A 20,917-nucleotide genomic window follows, 5' to 3' on the forward strand; every position below is an offset into this window, starting at 1 on the left:
GGCAGATCGAATATAGGGTAACCTCCACTAAGTTAGGGCAGCCTTTACTAATTGTTCGGAGGATGGTGAGCGTGGTGGCGACGAGTTCCCAGACGGTCCGCGACGAGGTCGCCGAACTCCTGGGGGTCAGCCCCGACGCCGTCGATCCCGACGCCGACCTGATTGCCTCCGGGCTCGATTCGATCCGGATGATGTCGTTGTCCGGCCGCTGGCGTAAGCAGGGCATCAACGTCGGATTCGCGGCCCTGGCAGCCAATCCCACCGTCGCCGCCTGGATCGAACTGGTCGCCGAGCACGCTCCTGATGTCCCCGCCGAAGAGTCCGTCCCGGACATCGCCGATGCCGAGGGCGACACCTTCCCGCTCGCCCCGATCCAGCACGCTTTCTGGGTGGGCCGCAACCAGGACCAGCAACTGGGTGGGGTCGGCGCGCATCTGTACGTCGAGTTCGACGGAGCCGGAGTCGATCCGCAGCGACTTCGGGTCGCCGCGGAGAAACTGGCCGCGCGCCACCCGATGCTGCGGGTCGAGATCCTGCCCGACGGTACCCAGCGGATCGGCGACCGCCCGCTGCCGGTCACCGTCTACGAACTGGAGGACCTGGATGAGGCTGCAGCGCAAGCACAATTGGAGCTCATCAGGGAATCCAAGTCCCACCAGATGCTGCACGACGAGGTGCTCCAGCTGAGCCTGTCGCTGCTGCCAGGTGGGCGTACCCGGCTGCACGTGGACATGGACATGCAGGCCGCCGACGCGGTGAGCTATCGCAACTTCATGGCTGATCTGGCCGCGTTCTATCGCGGCGTCGACCTGCCGGAGTTGGGCTATACCTACCGCGAGTACCGGGCCCGGCTGACCGCCACGACGCCGCCGCCCCCGGAGCCGGACCGGCAGTGGTGGGCCGATCGGGTGCCGGATCTGCCGGATCCGCCTGCGCTGCCACTGGTTCCGCTGTCCGATCAGCGCAACCCACACCGCAGTATCCGGCTCTGGGAAACCCTCGACGTGCCGACCCGCGACGCATTGTTCGCGGCGGCGCAGCGGCGCGGCATCACCCCGGCGATGGCGGTCGGGGCGTCGTACGCGAACGCGCTGGCGCGCTGGTCGACGCAGTCCAGGTTCCTGCTCAACCTGCCGATGTTCGGCAGGGAGCCGTACCACCCCGACGTGGACAAGCTGGTCGGTGACTTCACGTCCTCGCTGCTGCTCGACATCGACCTGACCGGGGCCGATACCGCCGCGGCGCGGGCCAGGGTGGTCCAGGAGACACTGCACGCCACTGCCGCGCATTCCTCGGTGTCCGGGCTCGATGTGCTGCGTGACGTGAGCCGCCACCGCGGCAGCCAGACCCTGGCCACCATCGTCTACACGAGCGCGCTCGGACTGGGCGACCTTTTCGCCGGTGACGTCACCGATCACTTCGGGGCGCCGGTGTGGACCATCTCGCAGGGACCTCAGGTGCTCATCGATGCTCAGGCGACCCCGCTCGCCGAAGGCCTGATGATCAACTGGGACGTCCGGACCGAGGCCTTCCGGCCCGGCGTTGCCGAGGCCATGTTCGCCTACCACCTGGCCGAACTACGCCGCCTGGCCGCCGACGATGCCGCCTGGGATGCGGCCGATCCGCCGGCGGCCTCCGAGTCGCAACGCCGGGTGCGGGCTGAGCTGAACGCGTCGACGTCGACTCCCAGTGGCGACGTGCTGCACGCCGGGTTCCTGGCCAATGCTGCCGCAACCCCGAACGCGCCCGCGGTGTTCTGCAGCGCCGGGAACCTCAGTTACGGCGAGCTGCACGACAGGGTACTGGCGGTGGCGGCCGCCCTGCAGTCCCGCGGGGTGTGCCGCGGCGAGGTGGTCGCGGTGCTGGGCCCCAAGAGCGTCGAACAGGTCGTCGCACTGCTGGCCATCTCGATGGTCGGCGCCGCATACCTGCCGGTCGGGGTGGATCAGCCCGCTGATCGGGCCGCGCGCATCCTGCACACCGGTGGGGTGGACTTCGCCCTGGTCTGCGGCTCGGGTCCCGACCATCCGGACTTGCCGCACCTGACGGTTACCGACGCCGAGATCATCGGTGACCCAGCACATTTCGAGCCGGTGGCGACGACTCCGGACGACTTGGCGTATGTGTTGTTCACGTCGGGCTCCACCGGTGAGCCCAAGGGCGTCGAGATCACTCACGACGCGGCGATGAACACCATCGAGTTCATCAACGACCACTTCGACATCGGCCCGGCCGACCGGTGCCTGGCGCTGTCGCACCTGGAGTGCGACCTGTCGGTGATCGACGTTTACGGGACGCTGCGTTCGGGCGGCTCGCTGGTGGTCGTCGACGAGGAACAGCGCCGCGATCCAGACGTCTGGGTCACGCTGATCGACGAACACCAGGTGACGGTGCTGCACTTCCTGACCGGTTGGCTGGAGATGCTGGTCGCCGGCGGAGCCGGCGCATCCGACACAGGCGCTGGTCCTTTGTCCTCATTGCGGGTGGTGCCCACCGGTGGCGACTGGGTGCGTCCGGACCTGGTGCGGGCGCTGCGCGCCGCGGCGCCGCGGGTGCGTTTCGCCGGACTCGGCGGGGCCACCGAGACCGCGACGCACAACACGATCTTCGAAGTCGGATTCGACGACGACGCCCTGCAGTCGAACTGGACCTCGGTGCCGTTCGGTGTGCCGCTGACGAACAACTGCTGCCGCGTGGTCGACGCGCGGGGTGCGGACTGCCCCGACTGGGTCCCGGGCGAGCTGTGGGTCGGTGGGCGCGGTATCGCCCGTGGCTACCGTGGACGTCCCGACCTGACCGCCGAACGGTTCGTCGAGCACGACGGGCGTCGCTGGTACCGCACCGGGGACCTGGTGCGGTCATGGCCCGACGGCACGCTGGAGTTCGTCGGCCGGGCCGACCACCGGATCAAGGTCAGCGGATTCCGGATCGAACTGGGTGAGGTCGAGGGCGCACTGTGCCGCGTTCCTGGTGTGGATGCGGCGGTGGCGGTGCTGGTCCCGGTCGAGGGCGGTCACGATCTGCTGGGCGCGGTGGTGCGGGCAGGTCAGCCTGGTCTCGACGCCGGGGTGGTCGCCACAGCGATGGCTGAGTGGGTACCCGCGCACATGATCCCGCAGGTGCTGCTGGTGGCCGACGAGATTCCCTATGCCCGCGGCAAGACCGACCGCGCCGCAGCGGTTCGGATGCTCGCCGCACTCGGTGCTCCGGAGAGCCGGGGTTACCGGGCGCCGTCGGACCCGCTGGAAACGGCCCTGTGCGCGCTCGTCGGCGATGTTCTCGGGCAGTCCGGCGTCGGTGTCGACGACGATTTCTTCGCCCTCGGCGGGGACTCGGTGCTGGGTACGCAGCTGGTGGCGCGGATCAGGGACTGGCTGGACACGTCGACGGTGATGGTCGCCGACGTCTTCGCCGCCCGAACCGTGGCGAAGATGGCTGCATTGCTGGTCGGCCGGGAATCCAACGCGGACCGGCTGCAGCTGGTGTCGGAGCTGTATCTCGAGGTCACGGGCATGGACAGCGCCGATGTGGCCTCCGAGTTGGCACGCACATCCCCAGAACCAGCGTTCGGCAACTAAGGTTAGAGTTACTTCAGTTAGGGCAGGCTTTGCTTATCGTCAGGAGGTCGTTGTGGACGCGGTGAGTCGCACGACTACGCAGACCATGCACGCAGTGGCGACAGAGCCGCTGCACCAGGGGTTCTTCACGCATGCGCAGGGTGCGCCCGACGACATCGCGGTGGTCGGCCCGACCACTCGCTGGACCTACGGGCAGCTGCGTGAGCAGGCGCTTGCGGTTTCCGGTGCGCTCGCGGTTGCCGGGGTACGCGTCGGCGACCGGGTCGCCGTCGTGGGGCCCACCGGCCTGGACACGGTGATCGCCTCACTGGGAATCCTGGCCGCCGGCGGCGTCTGCGTGCCGATCGACACGGCTGCCCCGGCCGAGCCGGTGCTGGAGCACACGGGCGTGCGGATGGCTCTGTTCACCGGTGACGGACCGCCCAACTGGCTGCCGGCGCTCACGGTCTCCGAGGCGCTGCGGATCGGGGCCCGCACCAGTGGCGTCACCCCGGTGCGTTCCGCGCCCGGCGACCCCGCGTTCCTGGGCTCGGTCGACGAGTCGGGGTATGCGGTGGTGACCCACGCTGCCGCTCACGACGCGGTCGTGGAGCTCACCGCCCGGCTCGGCGTCCACGCCGAAGACCGCATCGGTGCGTTCTCGGCTGCGGGCGCCGCGGCTCCGATCCTGATGATGCTGGTCGCACTGACCGCAGGCGCAGGCATCGTCGTTGCCGACGATGCCCCGCGCCGCAACCCCGAGCGGGGGATGAACGGCTTCGCCCTCGCTGTGCGGCATCGGGATGCGGTGGCCGCTCTCGACACCGCTGTGCCGTCGTGACCGGGCCGGATACCCAGATCACCGTCAAGCCCTGGGTCAAGCGTTATCCAGGGTCCCAAAGTTCGACAGCCACACTGGTTTTCCCGCACGCCGGGGGAGCGGCCGTGGCCTACCGGGGATTCGGAGCGGCACTGGCCGCGGCCGGCTCCGATGCCTATGTCATGCAGTACCCGCAGCGCGGCGACCGGCTGTCGCATCCGGCGGCGCCGACGGTGGGTGACCTCGCCAAGGATCTCTTCGACGCCGGGGATTGGGCCGGGATCGGGTCGCTCCGGTTGTTCGGACACTGCATGGGCGCCGTGGTGGCCTTCGAATTCGCCCGGATCGCCGAAAGAAACGGCGTGAGGATCGACGCCCTGTGGGTGTCGGCCAGCGAGGCGCCGTCAACCGTGGCCGCTGCGCCCGCACTGCCGATGGCCGAGTCCGAGATCATCGCTGAGATGGTCGATCTCGGCGGCACCGATGAGGCGCTGCTCGCCGACGACGACTTCGTCGAACTACTGCTGATGGCGGTGCGGGCCGACTACAGCGCCTTCAACCGCTACGCGTGTGACGCCGACGTGACGATCGCCGCGGACATCTACGCACTGGGTGGGGAAAGTGACCACCGCATCAGTGAGGACATGTTGCGGCGCTGGGAAACCCACACCACCGGTGCCTACACGTGCTCGATGTTCGACGGCGGGCATTTCTACCTCAACACCCAGCTCGAGGACGTGGCGGAGCTGGTGAATGAGCTCTAGCCGCCAGCTTCCCGGACCCGACAGCAGTGATCCGGTGGTGATCGTGGGGATGGCCCTCGAGGCGCCGGGCGGAATCGAAACTGCCGACGACTACTGGTCGCTGCTGACCGAGCAGCGCGAAGCCCTCGGCCGATTTCCCGCCGACCGCGGTTGGTCCGTTCGCGAACTGTTCGACGGCTCGCGCCGCGACGGGTTCAAGCGTATCCATGACCTGGGCGGATTCCTCTCCAGTGCAGCGACATTCGATCCCGCCTTCTTCGGGATCTCGCCGCGTGAGGCAGTGGCGATGGATCCGCAACAACGCATCGGGCTGCGGATCGCGTGGCGTGCGCTGGAGAACAGCGGCATCAACCCCGATGATCTAGCCGGGCACGACGTGGGTTGCTACGTCGGTGCATCGGGCCTGGAGTACGGGCCGGCGCTGTCGGAGTTCTCCCACCACAGCGGACATCTGATCACCGGCACCTCGCTCGGCGTCATCTCCGGCCGGATCGCCTACACGCTGGACCTGTGCGGTCCGGCACTGACCATCGACACCTCGTGCTCGTCGGCGTTGACGGCGTTCCACACCGCGGTCGGTGCGGTACGCGCGGGGGACTGCGACATGGCACTGACCGGCGGGGTCTGCGTGATGGGTACCCCCGGGTACTTCGTGGAGTTCTCCAAGCAGCACGCACTGTCCGACGACGGGCACTGCCGGCCGTACAGCGCACACGCCAGTGGCACGGTCTGGGCCGAAGGGGCGGCGATGTTCGTCCTGCAACGCAAATCGGCGGCCGTACGGGACGGTCGGCGAATCCTGGCCGAGGTGCGCGCCACGGCGGTGAACCAGGACGGTCGGACCACCGGTCTGACCGCACCCAGCGGCGCCGCACAGCAGCGCCTGTTCGCCAAGGCGATCGAGCGGGCCGCCGTCCGCCCGGAGGACGTCGGCATGATCGAGGGCCACGGCACCGGAACCCGACTCGGTGACCGGACCGAATTACATTCGTTGGCACAGACATACGGGGCCACCGAGCCCGGGTCCGGCGCGCTGTTGGGCTCGGTGAAATCCAACGTCGGGCACTCCCAGGCGGCCGCAGGCGGGCTCGGCCTGGCGAAGGTGATCCTGGCGGCCGAGCGTGCGGCCATCCCGGCCACCCTGCACGTCGACGAGGTCAGCCGGGAGATCGACTGGGACAGCCAAGGTCTGCGGCTGGCCACCAAGCTCACCCAATGGCCCGCGGTCAACGGCCAGCGCATCGGCGCGGTCTCGGCCTTCGGCATGAGCGGCACCAACGCGCACGCGATCGTCGCGGTGCCCGATGCGGCCGGTGAGGCTGCGGCATGAGCGAAGCTTGCGAGCGAATCATGCTGCCTGAGTGCGAAGTCCACTCACTTCCCGACGGGCGCACACCGGTCCTGCTCAGTGCCCACGCCGAGGAACTGATCGGAACCGACGCCGCGGCCATCCTGCGCTATCTCGACACCCGACCCGAGGTGAGTGCGGACGATGTCGCCACCACCCTGTGGGCCACCCGGCGCCTGCGCCGCCACCGCGCCGTGGTCCGGGCCGCCGACCGCGACGAACTGGCTGCGGGTCTGCGTGCATTGGCCGACGGCACGGACCATCCGCTGGTCACCCGCGCTCAAGGGGGTTCACCGGGATCACGTTCGAGTGCCCGCATCGCCTTTGTGTTCCCCGGCCAGGGCAGTCAATGGCCGTCGATGGGTGTAGCGGCCTACGAGCGGCTTCCTGCCTATCGGGCCGAGGTCGACAGGTGTGCCGCGCAGTTCGAGGCCGCCGGCGCCGCTTCGCCGCTGGACTACCTTCTGGCCGAGCCGGATTCGGCTGCCGTCACCAATGATTTCTCCCAGGTGCAGATCCAGGGCGCTCAGTTCGTCCACGGTGTGGCGCTGGCCCGGGTGTGGCGGTCCTGCGGTGTGCTGCCCGACATCACCGTCGGTCACAGCCTCGGCGAGATCGGCGCGGCCTACGTGGCCGGCACCATCACCCTGCCCGACGCAGTGGCCGTGGTGATCGCCCGCGCCACCGTGTTGGACCGGTTGACCGGGCCCTACCGCGTCGCGGTCCTCGGGATCACACCCGAGGAAGCCTCGAAGGTGATCGACGAAACCCCGGGTTGGCTGGAACTGTCGGTGGTGAACTCCCGCTCATCGGTTGCGGTGTCGGGGGAGACCGAAGCGGTGGCCGCAGCGGTGGCGATCGTGGCCGGGCGCGGAGCGTTCGCCAAAGAGATCGAGATGTGGTTCCCGGCACACACCACTGCGCTGGATGGGTCGCGCGGTGAGCTCGAATCACTGCTTCCCTCAGCAGGATTCACTGAGTCACCGGTGCAGTTCATCGGCTCGGCCACCGCCGACGTGGTGGCGGCCGGAACCGGATTCGCCGACTACTGGTACACCAACCTGCGCAGCACGGTGCGCTTCGACCGCGCCATCGAGATGGCCGCGCGGCGCGGCGCCCGGATCTTCGTCGAACTCTCCGCACATCCGGCGCTGCTGTTCGCCATGGGCGACCTGCTTGACGACGCTGCCGAACTCACCGGCGGGCCGGTGGTGATGGTGGGATCGGGCCGGCGCGACGAACCGGTCCCCGACCGGCTCAGTGCCAACATCGTCTCCGTCGCGATGGCCGACGCCGGCTACCGCTGGAGCGATCTCCCGAACCATGGCGCCGAGTCGCTGCGCGACTTCCCGTTCGCGCCGATGCGTGCCGAACACCTCTGGGCCACAGCACAACCGCTACCACCGGTCGACGGCTTGACGGTGGCCGTCGAGCATTGGCAGAACCACGGCCGTCCCACCGCGCCTGCCGGGCAGCGCCGGATCGCGGTGCTCGATCTGGCAGCCGGACAGGGACCCGCCGCCACGCTGCAACGTGCAGTCGAGGAGATGGACGTAACCACCGCGGTCGCCCCCGCCGACGCCGATCTGCTGGTCGTGGTCGCGCCGGTGGCCGAGCACGACGGTGCCGTGGCCGCGGCAGAATCCCTGAGCCGCCGCGTCGATGAGGGGCTCCTGGGTTATGTCGGGGCGATCTCGCCGGAGACCCGCGACGTCTGGCTGGTCACCGTCGGTGGTGAAACCACCGGCGACGGAGCGCAGCGCCCACGGCCCGAGGCTGCCGCACTGGCGGCGATGCACCGTAGCCTGGGCTACGAACAGCCCGACCAGACCTTCCGCCACCTGGATCTGGCCGAGTCGGTCGTCGACCCCGCCACCGCGGTGACTGCGATCACCGCCATGCTGACCGATGCCGAAGACATCGCCTTGCGGGGCAACGGTTCCGCACTCGAGGTCTGGCACCGTGGGATGCGCGATGACACCTCCGATGCCCGGTCCTGGACCGCCGAATCGGGGGTGTTCGACGAGGTGGTCATCACCGGCGGAGCCGGCGCGGTGGGCCTGCACTATGCCCGTCACCTGGCCGGGCAGGGGGCCCGGCGCATCGTGCTGCTCAGCCGCAGCGGCCTCGATGACACGCAACTGGCCGCGCTGGCCGCCCCCGGCACCGAGATCGTCGCTCCCCGGTGCGATCTCACCGACCCGGCACAGATCGCCGCGACGGTCGCCGAACTCGCGGTCGGCCCGGCCTCGCTGGTGATCCACGCGGCCGCGTCCGCCACGATCGCCGCCGGCGACGAGCTGACCGGGCCGACGGTGCGGGATACTCTTGCGGCCAAGGTGAGCGGACTGGCCAACCTGGCCGCGGCCTGGCCGATGCGCCCGGATGTCCGGATCGTGTTGTGCTCCTCGGTGTCCGGCCTGTGGGGCGGGTATGGCCACGCCGCGTACTCGGCGGCCAACCGGCTGCTCGACGCCCTCGGTGCGCAGCTGCGTGAACGCGGTCGGCACTGCACCTCGGTGCGGTGGGGACTGTGGCCGGGAGACGGCATCATCGATTCGGGTGAGATCAGCCGGGTCGAGCGGTCGGGCCTGCGGGCCATGGCACCCGACCGGGCAGTGGAAGCCGGGCTGCGTGATTACCCGGCCGATCCACTCGTGTTCACGGCCGACGCCGAACGGCTGCGGACCTTCCTCGGTGCAGCGGCCCAACCCGATCCGGTCCTCGACACTGCCGAGGCTCCGCCCGAGGACGCCGGGGAGACGGCCGATGCCACCGGCGCGATGCGGATCGCGCTCGGTGCGGTGTTGAAGCTCGACGACACCACCGGACTGGATCTCGACGCGTCCCTGCTGGATCTCGGCGTCGACTCGCTACTCGCGATCGACCTACGTAAGAAGCTCAAGAAGGCCACCGGCCGTGCCGTGCCGCTGGCCACCATCCTCGGTGGCGCCACCGCCGCCGAAGTGATCGAGCATTTGGAAAGACCTGAAAAGGAAGCATTTTCGCGTGACTGACATGGTTAGTGCCGATTCGGCAGCCCCAAGCACCTCCGACGCGCGTCTGGAGCTGATGCGGCGCAGGCTTGCCGAGCGGGGCCTCGCGTCAGCCTCGGGGGAGTCCGGTCAGGGGGACGCAGGCGCCGCGAGCGCGCCGGTCGATCCCACCGTGCTGTCGGACGGGCAGCGGCGGATGTGGTTCGTGCAGGGTTTCGATCCGAGCGGGGTCCTGCTCAACATCTGCCTGTCCTATCGACTCGACGGCGTGATCGACGCCGAGCGCCTGCACGACGCGCTGATTGCGGTGGCACAACGGCACCCGATCCTGCGCACCACCTACCGGGCCGACGAGAACGGCGAGCCGACGGCGACGGTGCAGGACGACCTGACCCCGGGGTGGACGGTGCACGACCTGTCCGACAAGTCCGAGCGGGCGCGCAAGCTGCGCCTCGAGGTGCTGGCTCAGCGTGAATTCGGCACCGCCTTCGACCTGGGTAGCGATTCGCCGCTGCGGATCACGTTGATCAAGACCGGCCCGAGCGAACACGTGATGCTGCTTGTGGCGCATCACATTGCCTGGGACGACGGCTCGTGGCGGGTGTTCTTCGCCGACCTGACCCGGGCGTACGGCGGAGCGCAGCTCGCCGAGACGCCGCGCGTCACGGTAGCCGAGGCTCCGGACGGTGACGCGGACCTGGCGTACTGGCGCGAGGTGCTGGCCGCTCCGCCGGAGCCTCTGGAGCTCCCTGGACCCGCGGGTTCGGTGGTGCCCAGCGGGTTTCGTTCCCAGCGCAGCACGGTCCGGCTGTCCGCCGAGACCGTCCGGCAGGTGGCGGCACTGGCCCGCGACACCGGGGCCACCCCCTACATGGTGTTGCTCGCGGCGTTCGGTGCACTCGTCCACCGCTACACCCACACCGACGACTTCCTGGTCGCCACGCCGGTTCTGAACCGCGACACCGACGAAACCATCGGCTACTACGGCAACACGGTGGCGATGCGACTGCGGCCACAGGCCACGCTCGGATTCCGAGGACTGGTCGAGGCCACCCGCGACACCGCCATCGGTGCCTTCACACATCAGCGGGTCAACCTCGACCGCGTGGTGGCCGAACTGAACCCGGACCGGCGCCACGGCGCCGAGCGGATGACCCGGGTGAGTTTCGGGTTCCGCGAGCCCGACGGCGGCGGGTTCCGCCCGGACGTTGTGACGTGCGAACGCGCAGAGCTACGCGGCCAACACACCCAGCTGCCGTTGGGTTTCATGGTCGAACTGGACGCCGAGGGTGCGGTGGTGGAGGCCGAACATCTCACCGAGGTGCTGGATGCCGACCTCGCCGCCCAGATGCTGCGACACTTCGGGGTACTGCTCGACAGTGCGCTCGCCGAGCCCGACCGGCCGCTGGCCGCGCTGGACCTGTTCACCTCCGAGGACACCGAGTGGATGCGTTCGGTGTCGACGGGTGAGCAGTTCGACACGCCCGCAACCACATTGGCAGCACTCGTCACCGAGCAGGCCGCTCGTACCCCCGATGCCATCGCGGTGGTCTACGAGGGCCGCCACTACAGCTATCGCGAGATCAACGAGTCGGCTAACCGGCTGGCGCACTGGCTGATCGAGCAGGGCATCGGCACCGAGGACCGGGTGGCGGTGCTGCTGGAGAAGTCGCCCGAGCTGGTCATCACGGCACTGGGCATCGTCAAGGCCGGTGCGGTGTACCTGCCGGTGGACCCGACCTATCCCGAGGACCGGCTCACCTACATTCTTTCCGACTCCGACCCGAAAACCATTCTGCGCGAGCCGGTCGACGGGCTGGAGAACTATCCGGCCACCGATCCCACCGACGCCGAGCGGATCCGCCCGCTGCGCCCCGACAACACCGCATACCTGATCTACACCTCGGGATCCACCGGCCTGCCCAAGGGCGTGCCGGTGCCGCACCGGCCGATCGCCGAGTACTTCGTCTGGTTCGGCGGCGATTACGAGGTCACCGAGGACGAACGCCTGCTGCAGGTGGCCTCGCAGAGCTTCGACGTGTCGATCGGTGAGATCTTCGGCATGCTCGCCGCGGGTGCGCGCCTGGTGATCCCGAAGCCCGGTGGCCTGGGCGACATCGGCTATCTCACCGACCTGCTGCGCAACGAGGGCATCACCTCGATGCACTTCGTCCCGTCATTGCTCGGGCTGTTCCTGTCGCTGCCCGGTGTCAACGAGTGGCGCACGCTGCAGCGCGTGCCGATCGGTGGCGAGGCGTTGCCCGGGGAGATCGCCGACAAGTTCCTCGCCACCTTCGATTCCCTGCTGCACAACTTCTACGGACCCACCGAAACGGTGCTCAACTGCACCCGTTACAAGGTGGAGGGCAAGCAGGGCTCCCGGATCGTGCCGATCGGCACGCCGAAGATCAACACCACGATCCACCTGCTCGACGACGCGCTGCAGCCCGTTCCTGTCGGCGTGATCGGCGAGATCTACATCGGTGGAACACATGTCGCGCACGGGTATCACGACCGCCCGCGACTCACCGCGGAACGGTTCGTCGCCGACCCGTTCAATCCCGGCGGACGGATGTACCGATCCGGTGACCTGGCTCGGCGGAACGCCGACGGTGACATCGAGTTCGTCGGCCGCGCCGACGAGCAGGTCAAGGTCCGCGGCTTCCGAATCGAACTGGGCGAGGTCTCCTCGGCCATTTCCGTCGACCCGTCGGTGGGGCAGGCCGTGGTGGTCGTCAGCGACCTGCCGTCGCTGGGCAAGAGCCTGGTCGCCTACATCACGCCGGCCGCCGGCGCCGAACGGGTCGAGATCGACCGCATCCGGGCCAGGGTGACCGCCGCACTGCCCGAGTACATGATCCCGGCAGCGTTCGTCGAGCTGGCCGAGATCCCGATCACTGCGCACGGCAAGATCGATCGGCGGGCACTGCCAGAACCGGAGATCCGTTCGGCCACCGAATTCCGCGCACCGGACACCGAAACCGAACACGAGATCGTCGCCCTGTTCGGTGACCTGCTCGAGCGAGACGGTGTCGGCGCCGACGATTCGTTCTTCGATCTTGGCGGTCACTCCCTGCTGGCCACCAAACTCGTTGCCGCGGTACGGGCCCGGTTCGGGGTCGATCTCGGGGTGGCCGACGTGTTCGAGAACGCCACGGTGGCGGGTCTGGCCGCTCGGGTCGACGAATTGCAGGCCTCGGGCACCGGCGTCGGCCTGCCCCCGATCGTGGCCGCACAACACAGCGGACCGTCGCAGATGTCGCCGGCCCAGCACCGGCAGTGGTTCCAGTTCCGCATCGACGGACCCAACCCGGTCAACAACGTGCCCTTTGCGGCCCGGCTGACCGGACCCTGCGACGTCGAGGCCCTGGCAGCGGCGGTCAGCGATGTGGTTTCCCGACACGAGATCCTGCGCACCACCTACCGCGAAATCGACGGTGTCCCTTACCAGGTCATCCATCCCGCGGCCCCGGTCACGGTCCGCCGTGCCGACGGCTCCGGTGAGGACTGGTTGCAGAGCGAACTCGATACCGAGCGGCGCTACTGCTTCGACCTGGAGAACGAGTGGCCGATCCGCGCGGCGGTGCTGTCCACTCCGGGTGCGCACGTCCTGTCGCTGATCGTGCACCACATCGCCGCCGACCACTGGTCGGGCGCGGTGCTGTTCACCGATCTGATGACCGCCTACCACGCCCGCCGCGCCGGCACGGCACCCGACTGGGCGCCGTTGCCGGTCCAGTACGCCGACTTCGCGGACTGGCAGGCCGAAGTGCTTTCGGGCGCAGACGAGCGGATCGCCGAGCAACGCGACTACTGGACAAGGCAACTGGCCGGTCTGTCGGCCGACCATGATGTCGAGAACGGCCTGCAACCGGACTTTCCCCGCCCGCCGGTGCCGACCGGCGAGGGTAAGGCGCTCGATTTCACCATCGACGTGGGCGTCCGGGACAAGCTCGTCGAACTCGCCCGTGAACTCGGCGTCACCGAGTTCATGGTGCTGCAGGCCGCCGTTGCGATCGCCTTGCACAAATCCGGGCAGGGCACCGACATCGCGCTGGGCACACCGGTGGCCGGACGCACCGCACCTGAGCTCGACGCGCTGATCGGGTTCTTCATCAACATCGTGGTGCTGCGCAACGACCTGTCCGGCAACCCGACACTGCGGGAGGTGCTGCGGCGTTCCCGTGACATGGCGCTGGCCGCGTACAAGCACCAGGACCTGCCGTTCGACCGGGTGGTCGACGCGGTGAGCCCGGTGCGCTCGCTGGCACGCAACCCGCTGTTCGGCGTGGTGGTGCACGTGCGTGAGGACCTGCCGGCAAGTCAGGTCATCGATACCGGTGCCGACGGTGAAACCCTTTTCACCGCACTGGAACCCACGTTCGACGTGGCCCATGCAGATCTGTCGCTCAATTTCTTCGCCGAAGCCGGTGCCGGATATCGGGCCACCGTCATCTACCGCACCGAGCTCTACGAGGCGGCCACCGCAGAGCGTCTCGTGGACTGGCTGCACCGCATCGTCGGGGCATTCGCCGGTGATGCCGACCAGACGGTGCGCGACATCGCGGTGCTCGATGCAGCCGAACGCGACCTGCTGGTCGATGACTGGAGCCGCAAGGCGGCGCCGCCGGCCGGGCTGCCGCAGACCGAGGGCGCAGATCGCGTCTACCTGCTGGACGAATGGCGGCAACCAGCGGCCATCGGTGTCGTGGGTGACGTCTACTACGCCGGCGGTGCGGTGGACGAGGCAGCCGGCGCGGCCACCGGCGTCGGTGCCGATCGCTTCGCGCCCAACCTGTTTGGGGGCGGGCGGTTGTATCGCACCGGAGACCGGGCCCGCTGGACCGTCGACGGCCGGCTGGAGCCCATCACCACCGGTGAACCGCGTCTGCAGGCTGTCCTGGAAGGGCTCGACGGGGTGGCTGCCGCGGCGACCCGGCATTGGGAGACCCGCGGTGCCACCACCCTGGCCGGCTACGTGGTCCTCGAGCCCGGAACCGTCGACACCGAGACCGTCCTGGAGACCGTGCGAGCTGCGCTGCCAGAGGAATTCGTCGGGGCGGTGCTGACGGTCGTCGAGAGCATCGAGCCCGCCGGGCTGACCCGTCCGCGGATCACCACGACGGCGCCCGCCGAACCGCCGGCCACTCCGACCGAGGTGACGCTGGCGGCGATGCTGGTGACCCTGCTCGGTGCCACCGACGTGGGCCGGTACGACGACTTCTTCACTCTCGGCGGCGACAGCATCCTGGCCGTGCAACTCGCGGCGCGGGCCCGGGATGCCGGCGTGGCGATGACGGCCCGCATGGTGTTCGAGTATCCCGGGCTGGCCGACCTGGCCGCCGCGATCGACCGCGCCGGTGACGACGGCGACACCGTAACTGCTGACGTGCATCATGAGCCGATGTCCGCCTCGGGCCTGTCGCCCGACGAACTCGCCGCGTTGACCGCGGGATGGGGACAGGACCAGGGGATCTCGACATGACGACCACCGGAACGCCACCGGGCGTCGAGGATGTCCTTGCGCTGAGCCCACTGCAACAGGGGCTGTACTCCCTGGCCGGTCTGACCGAGGGTGACGAGGGGGCGGACCCCTACCTCATCGCGATGGCCGCCGACATCGACGGGGCAGTGGACGCCGAGTTGCTGCGGGCCTGTGCCGAGGCGATGCTGGTGCGCCATCCCAACCTGCGGGCCAGCTTCTTCCAGGGAAACCTGAGCCGCCCGGTCGCAGTGGTCCCGTCGGCCGTCGAACTGCCGTGGCGGCATGTGCAGGCCGATGACGCGCAGACGCTCGTCCTGGAATCCGAGGAACGTGCCCGGCGCTTCGACCTGGGTCGCGGGCCGCTGATCCGATTCCTGCTCATCGAAAAGCCTGGGCAACGTTGGCGTCTGGTGATCGTTGCCCATCACATCGCGATCGACGGCTGGTCGTTGCCGGTGTTCGTCGGTGAGCTGATCGCGCTCTACGGGGCGAAGGGGGACGCGACCGCGTTGCCCTCGGCGGTGCGCCCGTATCGCGACTACATCGGCTGGCTGGCCGGGCGCGATCAGGCGGACAGCCGGGCTCGGTGGCAGGCGCATCTGTACGACATGGACGCCCCCACTTTGTTGTCGCCGGCGTTGTCCGGACGGGCGGCCGAGCCGGGTCTGCCGGCTCGCACCGAGGTGACCCTCGACGAGCAACAGTCCGCTGCGATCTTCGAGGCCGCCCGGAAACGTGGCGTCACAGTCAACACCCTGTTCCAGATGGCTTGGGCGACAATTCTTTCGGTCTTCACCGACCGTACCGACGTGGTGTACGGCGTCACGGTGTCGGGCCGCCCGGACGAGCTGGCCGGCGTCGAGTCGATGGTCGGCCTGTTCATCAACACGGTGCCGCTACGGGTCCGGGTCGACCCCGGCCTTCCGGTCGGCGGTCAGTGCCTGGCGCTGCAACGCGAAGCCGCCGAGCTGCGCGAGCACAGCTACCTCAGCCACACTGAGTTGCGTTCACTCGGTGGGATCGGCGAGCTGTACGACACGCTGCTCGTCTACGAGAACTTCCCGCCCGGGGGGCTGGTCGGCAGCGACGAGTTCGCTCTCGGTGAGGCCGTGTTGCGGCCCGCGGCGTTGGAGAGCCTGTCCCACTTCCCGGTCACCATCGCCGCGCATCCGACCCATGGCCGGCTCACGGTGCTCGTCGAAACCCTCGACGGGGCACTGGGACAGCTCGATCCGCGGGCTCTGGGACTGCGGGTGCTGACCGTGGTCCAGCGGCTGTTGGACAGCTGGGAGCGTCCGCTGCGCGAAGTCGCGGTCACCCTCGATGACGAGCCTCGGCCCGTCGGTGCGCCACCGATCACCCAGCGCGACGGTGGTTTCCACACCAGTTTCAGCGAGACCGCCGCCGAGCGCCTCGGTTCGGTGGCACTGAGCTGGGACGGGGGAGAGCTCAGCTATCGCGAACTCGACGAGGCGGCCGACCGCCTGGCTGCCGAGCTGGTCCGCCGTGGCGTGTCCGTCGAGATTCCGGTCCCGATCCGGTTGCGACGTGGGCCCGACTACGTGGTGGCGATGCTCGCGGTGCTCAAGGCGGGCGCGCTGATCGTGCCACTGGATCCGGCCATGCCCGACGAGCGGGTTGCCGAGATCCTCCGCCAGATCGGCTCAGGCCGTCACGCGCTGGTCGTCGACGAAACCCTGCTGGCATCTGTCGATTCCGGAGCGGACACCGACTACCGGCCCGCACCGGTGTATCCCGAGCAGGGCGCCTACATCGTGTTCACCTCGGGGACGACCGGAAAACCCAAGGGCGTCATCGGAACCCATCAGGCGCTGCTGGCCTATTGCGCCGACCATGCCCGTCAGGTGCTGCGGCCGGCGGCCGAGCGCCTCGGTCGTCCGCTGCGCGTCGCCCACGCGTGGTCGTTCACGTTCGATGCGGCTTGGCAGCCGCTGGCAGCCCTGCTCGACGGGCACACCGTGCACATCGTCTCCGACGAGGTGCAGCGCGACGCCGAGGCTCTGGTGGAGACCATCGGGCGCTTCGCCATCGACATGATCGACACCACGCCGTCGATGTTCGCATCCCTGCGGGCCGCCGGCCTGCTCACCCAGGTGCCGTTGGCGGTGCTGGCGCTCGGCGGCGAGGCCATCGACACCGTCACCTGGCAGGGGATCCAGGCCGAATGCGAGCGCACCTGGATGTCGGCCCACAACTGTTACGGCCCGACCGAGACCACGGTGGAAGCCGTCGTCGCGTCGATTGCCGAATATCCGCAGCCCGGTATCGGACGTCCCACAGAGTCGACCGCGACTTACGTCCTCGACGGCTGGCTCCGCCCGGTCCCTGACGGCGTGTGCGGCGAACTGTATTTGGCCGGTGGCCAATTGACCCGCGGCTACCTCGGCAGGCCAGGGGAGACGTCCGGACGGTTCGTCGCCGATCCGTTCACGCCGGGTGCCCGGATGTACCGCACCGGTGACGTGGTGCGCCGACGGGTCGACTCGAATGCCCTCGAGTTTCTCGGCCGCAGCGACGATCAGGTCAAGATCCGTGGTTTTCGGGTGGAGCCCGGGGAGGTGGCCGCGACGCTGCACGCCCATCCCGGGGTGCGGCATGCCCATGTGGCGGTACGGCAGCACCGCAGCGGGCCGCGCCTGATCGCGTATGTGGTCACCGACACCCCGGTCACCGAGTTGCGGGGGATGCTGACCGACACTCTGCCAAGGCATCTGGTGCCGCACCACATCGTGGCCGTCGACGAGATTCCACTGACCACCAACGGCAAGGTCGACGACGCTGCGCTGGCGGCGCTGGGTACCGGCGGCCGCTCGGAAGGGGCCGAGCACCCCGCCACCGACACCGAGCGGCTGCTGGCTCAGGTGCTGTCCGAGGTGCTGGGGACCACTGACGGCGCGGGCGTGGACGTGACCGCCGACTTCCTCGATCTCGGGCTGGACAGCATCGTGGCCCTGTCGGTGGTGCAGGCTGTGCGGCGCCGTGGCGTGGCCTTGCGTGCCCGCCTGATGCTGGATTGTGCGACGGTCCGCGAGCTCGCGGCCGCGATCGATGCCGATGCCGACGCCGTCGCGCAGGACCGAGATGCGGCCGACCACGCCGTACCCGAAACCACCCCGATCCCGCTGCTGCCCAATGGGCGCTGGCTGTACCAGTACGGCGACCCTCGTCGGCTGGCCCAGACCGAGGTGTTCCGGCTGCCCGGCGGGATCACCCGGGCTCAGCTGGAAACCCTGCTGCGCAATGTGATCGACGGACATGAGGTGCTGCGCACCCGTTTGGACCTGGAGACCCTGACGCTCGTCCCTCATGAGCGCGGTGAGGTGCTCTCGGAGGCGACCGGCTCGGGTGAGCTCGATGCCGCGGTGGCCGAACAGGCCGACCTCTCGGTGCAACGCCTCGATCCTGAGAACGGGTCGATGCTCGATGCGGTGTGGCTGCATCACCCGCAGACGCAGGGTGGGCTGCTGATCCTCACCGCCCATGTGCTGGCACTGGACCCCGCATCGTGGCGGATCCTGGTCGGTGAGCTCGAAAATGCCTGGCATGCACTGGCTTCCGGGAGGGAACCGCTGCCGGTGAGGGAACATACCTCGCTGCGGCAGTGGTCCCGGCTGCTGTCCGAGCGCGCTGCCACGCTCGACACCTGCGGCTTCTGGGAGCGGCAGTTCGATGGTGACGACCCGGACATCGGGGCGCGCCGGGTCGATCCGGCCTCCGACCGGATGGCCGGTGTGACCGTCAAGATGGCCTTCGCCGAACCCGACGTGACGGCCCGACTGCTCACCGGCGCAGTGCCGGTGACCGAGGTGCTGGCCGCGGCAACCGCTCGGGCGCTGACCGATTGGCGCCGCCACCGCGGCCAGCCGACCTCGGCGCCACTGTTGGCGATGGAGACCCACGGCAGGTCGGATGCGGTGGTGTCGGACCACGACGAGGTGGACACCGGCGATACCGCCGGGCTGCTCAGCATGATCTACCCTTTGCGTCTGAGTGCCGATGACGCCCACGGGGTGGCCGCGCAGGTGGCGGCGATCCCCGGCGATGCCATCGACTACGGGCTGCTGCGTTACCTGCGCGACGACACCGCCGAACGACTGGGTTCTCATCGGGATCCGCAGGTACTGCTCAATTATCTGGGCCGGATCGAACTGGATGCATCCGATCACGCCCTGCTGCAGGACCGGTCGTTGGTGACCGGCGTAACCCCGATTCCGGAACCGAATGTCGCTGTGCGCCATGAGCTGACGATCATGGCCGCGGTGATCGACCGCGACGGGTCGGCCGTGCTCGGCACCCAGTGGCGGACCGTGCCCGACATTCTGTCCGCCGAGGACATCGCCACCCTGCAGGAGATGTGGTTGGACGCGTTACGAGAGGTGTTGCGAGAGGTGACCCCATGAGTACCCCATCGGCCCCCACCCTGGCCGTCATCGGTGCCGGTCCCAAGGCCATCGCGGTGGCGGCCAAGGCCGCCGAACTGCGCGCGATGGGCGCGCCGGCCCCCGAGGTCGTCGTCGTCGAACGTGCCGGGGTGGCCGCCAACTGGCAGGCCGTCGGTGGTTGGACCGATGGCAACCATCGCCTCGGCACCGGTCCCGAGAAGGACGTCGGTTTCCCCTACCGGTCATCTCTGGTGTCGCGGCGTAACGCCGAACTCGACGAACGGATGACCCGGCACAGTTGGCAGGCCTACCTGATCGCCACAGGCGGATTCGCCGAATGGGTCGACCGCGGCCGGCCCGCACCGACCCACCGGCGCTGGAGCCAGTATCTGGGCTGGGTGGCCGAGGACGTCGGGATGAACGTGGTTCTCGGTGAGGTGGAACAGATCTCGGTCGACGGTGACGCCGGCGGTGCCGGTAGTTCGACAGGTGCGCACCGCTGGGTGCTGCGCACCGCCGAGGACTCCGTCACCGCCGACGGCCTGATGATCACCGGACCCGGTCAGGCCGAACGTTCGGTGCTGCCCGGTAATCCCCGGGTGATGTCGATTGCCCAGTTCTGGCATCAGGCCGGCAAGCACGAGATGATCACCGCGGAGCGGGTCGCCGTGATCGGCGGCGGCGAGACGGCCGCTTCGATGCTCAACGAGCTTTTCCGCCACCGAGTTTCGACGATCACCGTGATCTCACCGACGGTCACCCTGTTCACCCGCGGCGAGGGATTCTTCGAGAACACGCTGTTCTCCGATCCGACCGGGTGGACCGGGCTGACCCTGGCCGAGCGCCGGGATGCCTTGGCCCGCACCGATCGTGGGGTGTTCTCGGCGCGGGTGCAGGATGCCCTGCTGGCCGATGACCGCATCCGTCACCTGCGGGGCCGGGTCGCCCATGCAGTGGCCCGCGACGAGCGGATCCGCCTGACGCTGTCGACCAACACCGGCGGCGAAGCGGTCGAGACGGTCCACGGCTTCGACCTGGTGATCGACGGGTCCGGCGCCGACGCGTTGTGGTTCGCCCCGTTGTTCAGCCAGGATGCGCTCGACCTGCTCGAGCTCGGCCTCGGCGGTCCGCTGAGCAGTGATTCGCTGCAGGAGCACATCGGCCATGACCTGGCTCTGACCGATGTGTTCCCCAAGTTGTTCCTGCCGGGGCTGGCCGGGCTCACCCAGGGCCCCGGGTTCCCGAACCTGAGTTGTCTCGGCCTGCTGTCCGACCGGGTACTGGGTGCGAACCTGGTGCACCCCTCGATGAGGAGACTCGATGAGTTCCAATCCGTTCGATGACGAGAACGGCGCGTTCTGCGTACTGGTCAACGATGAGGATCAGCACAGCCTGTGGCCGGCATTCGCCGAGGTGCCCGCGGGCTGGCGGGTGGTCTTCGGTGCGGCCGGCCGGGCCGAGTGCCTGAGTTACGTCGAGCAGAACTGGCCCGACATCCGGCCCCGCAGCCTGCGTGAGGCGCTGGCCGGCGCTAGCGGGTAACC

Annotated in this window: 9 protein-coding genes; all 9 read left to right on the forward strand. The window is 68.9% G+C overall.

Features of this window, described 5'->3' with window-relative positions; all coding sequences use genetic code 11:
• Positions 1–62: 62 nt before the first annotated feature.
• The 9 genes from AC4LGL_RS26320 to AC4LGL_RS26360 all read left to right on the forward strand — a co-directional run bounded on the left by AC4LGL_RS26320 (position 63) and on the right by AC4LGL_RS26360 (position 20,915).
• Entirely contained in the window at positions 63–3,578 is a 3,516-nt protein-coding gene (locus AC4LGL_RS26320; RefSeq protein WP_491841318.1) for a non-ribosomal peptide synthetase, read from the forward strand.
• Positions 3,579–3,672: 94 nt separating this feature from the next.
• Complete coding sequence (locus tag AC4LGL_RS26325) at positions 3,673–4,398, forward strand: AMP-binding protein (protein WP_491841319.1); 726 nt, start codon at positions 3,673–3,675, stop codon at positions 4,396–4,398.
• The gene (locus tag AC4LGL_RS26330; RefSeq protein WP_491841320.1) at positions 4,395–5,141 is read left to right on the forward strand and encodes a thioesterase II family protein; all 747 of its coding nucleotides are present in this window, start codon (positions 4,395–4,397) and stop codon (positions 5,139–5,141) included. Before AC4LGL_RS26325 ends, AC4LGL_RS26330 begins: the two co-directional genes overlap by 4 nt.
• The gene (locus AC4LGL_RS26335; RefSeq protein ID WP_491841321.1) at positions 5,131–6,471 is read left to right on the forward strand and encodes a beta-ketoacyl [acyl carrier protein] synthase domain-containing protein; all 1,341 of its coding nucleotides are present in this window, start codon (positions 5,131–5,133) and stop codon (positions 6,469–6,471) included. Before AC4LGL_RS26330 ends, AC4LGL_RS26335 begins: the two co-directional genes overlap by 11 nt.
• Positions 6,468–9,506 carry a mycobactin polyketide synthase MbtD gene (gene mbtD, locus AC4LGL_RS26340; protein WP_491841322.1) on the forward strand — a complete coding sequence of 1,013 codons (3,039 nt, stop codon included), beginning with the start codon at positions 6,468–6,470 and terminating at the stop codon, positions 9,504–9,506. The genes AC4LGL_RS26335 and mbtD overlap by 4 nt, the downstream gene beginning before the upstream one ends.
• A 1-nt stretch (position 9,507) precedes the next feature.
• The gene (locus AC4LGL_RS26345; protein WP_491841404.1) at positions 9,508–14,970 is read left to right on the forward strand and encodes a non-ribosomal peptide synthetase; all 5,463 of its coding nucleotides are present in this window, start codon (positions 9,508–9,510) and stop codon (positions 14,968–14,970) included.
• Positions 14,967–19,391 carry a non-ribosomal peptide synthetase gene (locus tag AC4LGL_RS26350; protein ID WP_491841323.1) on the forward strand — a complete coding sequence of 1,475 codons (4,425 nt, stop codon included), beginning with the start codon at positions 14,967–14,969 and terminating at the stop codon, positions 19,389–19,391. The genes AC4LGL_RS26345 and AC4LGL_RS26350 overlap by 4 nt, the downstream gene beginning before the upstream one ends.
• Positions 19,388–20,716: an NADPH-dependent L-lysine N(6)-monooxygenase MbtG gene (mbtG, locus tag AC4LGL_RS26355; RefSeq protein ID WP_491841324.1), complete on the forward strand. Its 1,329-nt coding sequence runs from the start codon at positions 19,388–19,390 to the stop codon at positions 20,714–20,716. Before AC4LGL_RS26350 ends, mbtG begins: the two co-directional genes overlap by 4 nt.
• Positions 20,694–20,915 (forward strand): MbtH family protein, encoded by a 222-nt coding sequence (locus tag AC4LGL_RS26360; protein WP_491841325.1) that lies wholly within the window; start codon positions 20,694–20,696, stop codon positions 20,913–20,915. The genes mbtG and AC4LGL_RS26360 overlap by 23 nt, the downstream gene beginning before the upstream one ends.
• Positions 20,916–20,917 lie beyond the last annotated feature (2 nt).

Source organism: Mycolicibacterium arcueilense, assembly GCF_058536225.1.

Coding starts and splice junctions, on each gene's coding strand:
- AC4LGL_RS26320 (WP_491841318.1), top strand. CDS start 63: ATGGTGAGCGTGGTGGCGACGAGTTCCCAGACGGTCCGCGACGAGGTC.
- AC4LGL_RS26335 (WP_491841321.1), top strand. CDS start 5,131: ATGAGCTCTAGCCGCCAGCTTCCCGGACCCGACAGCAGTGATCCGGTG.
- mbtD (WP_491841322.1), top strand. CDS start 6,468: ATGAGCGAAGCTTGCGAGCGAATCATGCTGCCTGAGTGCGAAGTCCAC.
- AC4LGL_RS26345 (WP_491841404.1), top strand. CDS start 9,508: ATGGTTAGTGCCGATTCGGCAGCCCCAAGCACCTCCGACGCGCGTCTG.
- AC4LGL_RS26350 (WP_491841323.1), top strand. CDS start 14,967: ATGACGACCACCGGAACGCCACCGGGCGTCGAGGATGTCCTTGCGCTG.
- mbtG (WP_491841324.1), top strand. CDS start 19,388: ATGAGTACCCCATCGGCCCCCACCCTGGCCGTCATCGGTGCCGGTCCC.
- AC4LGL_RS26360 (WP_491841325.1), top strand. CDS start 20,694: ATGAGTTCCAATCCGTTCGATGACGAGAACGGCGCGTTCTGCGTACTG.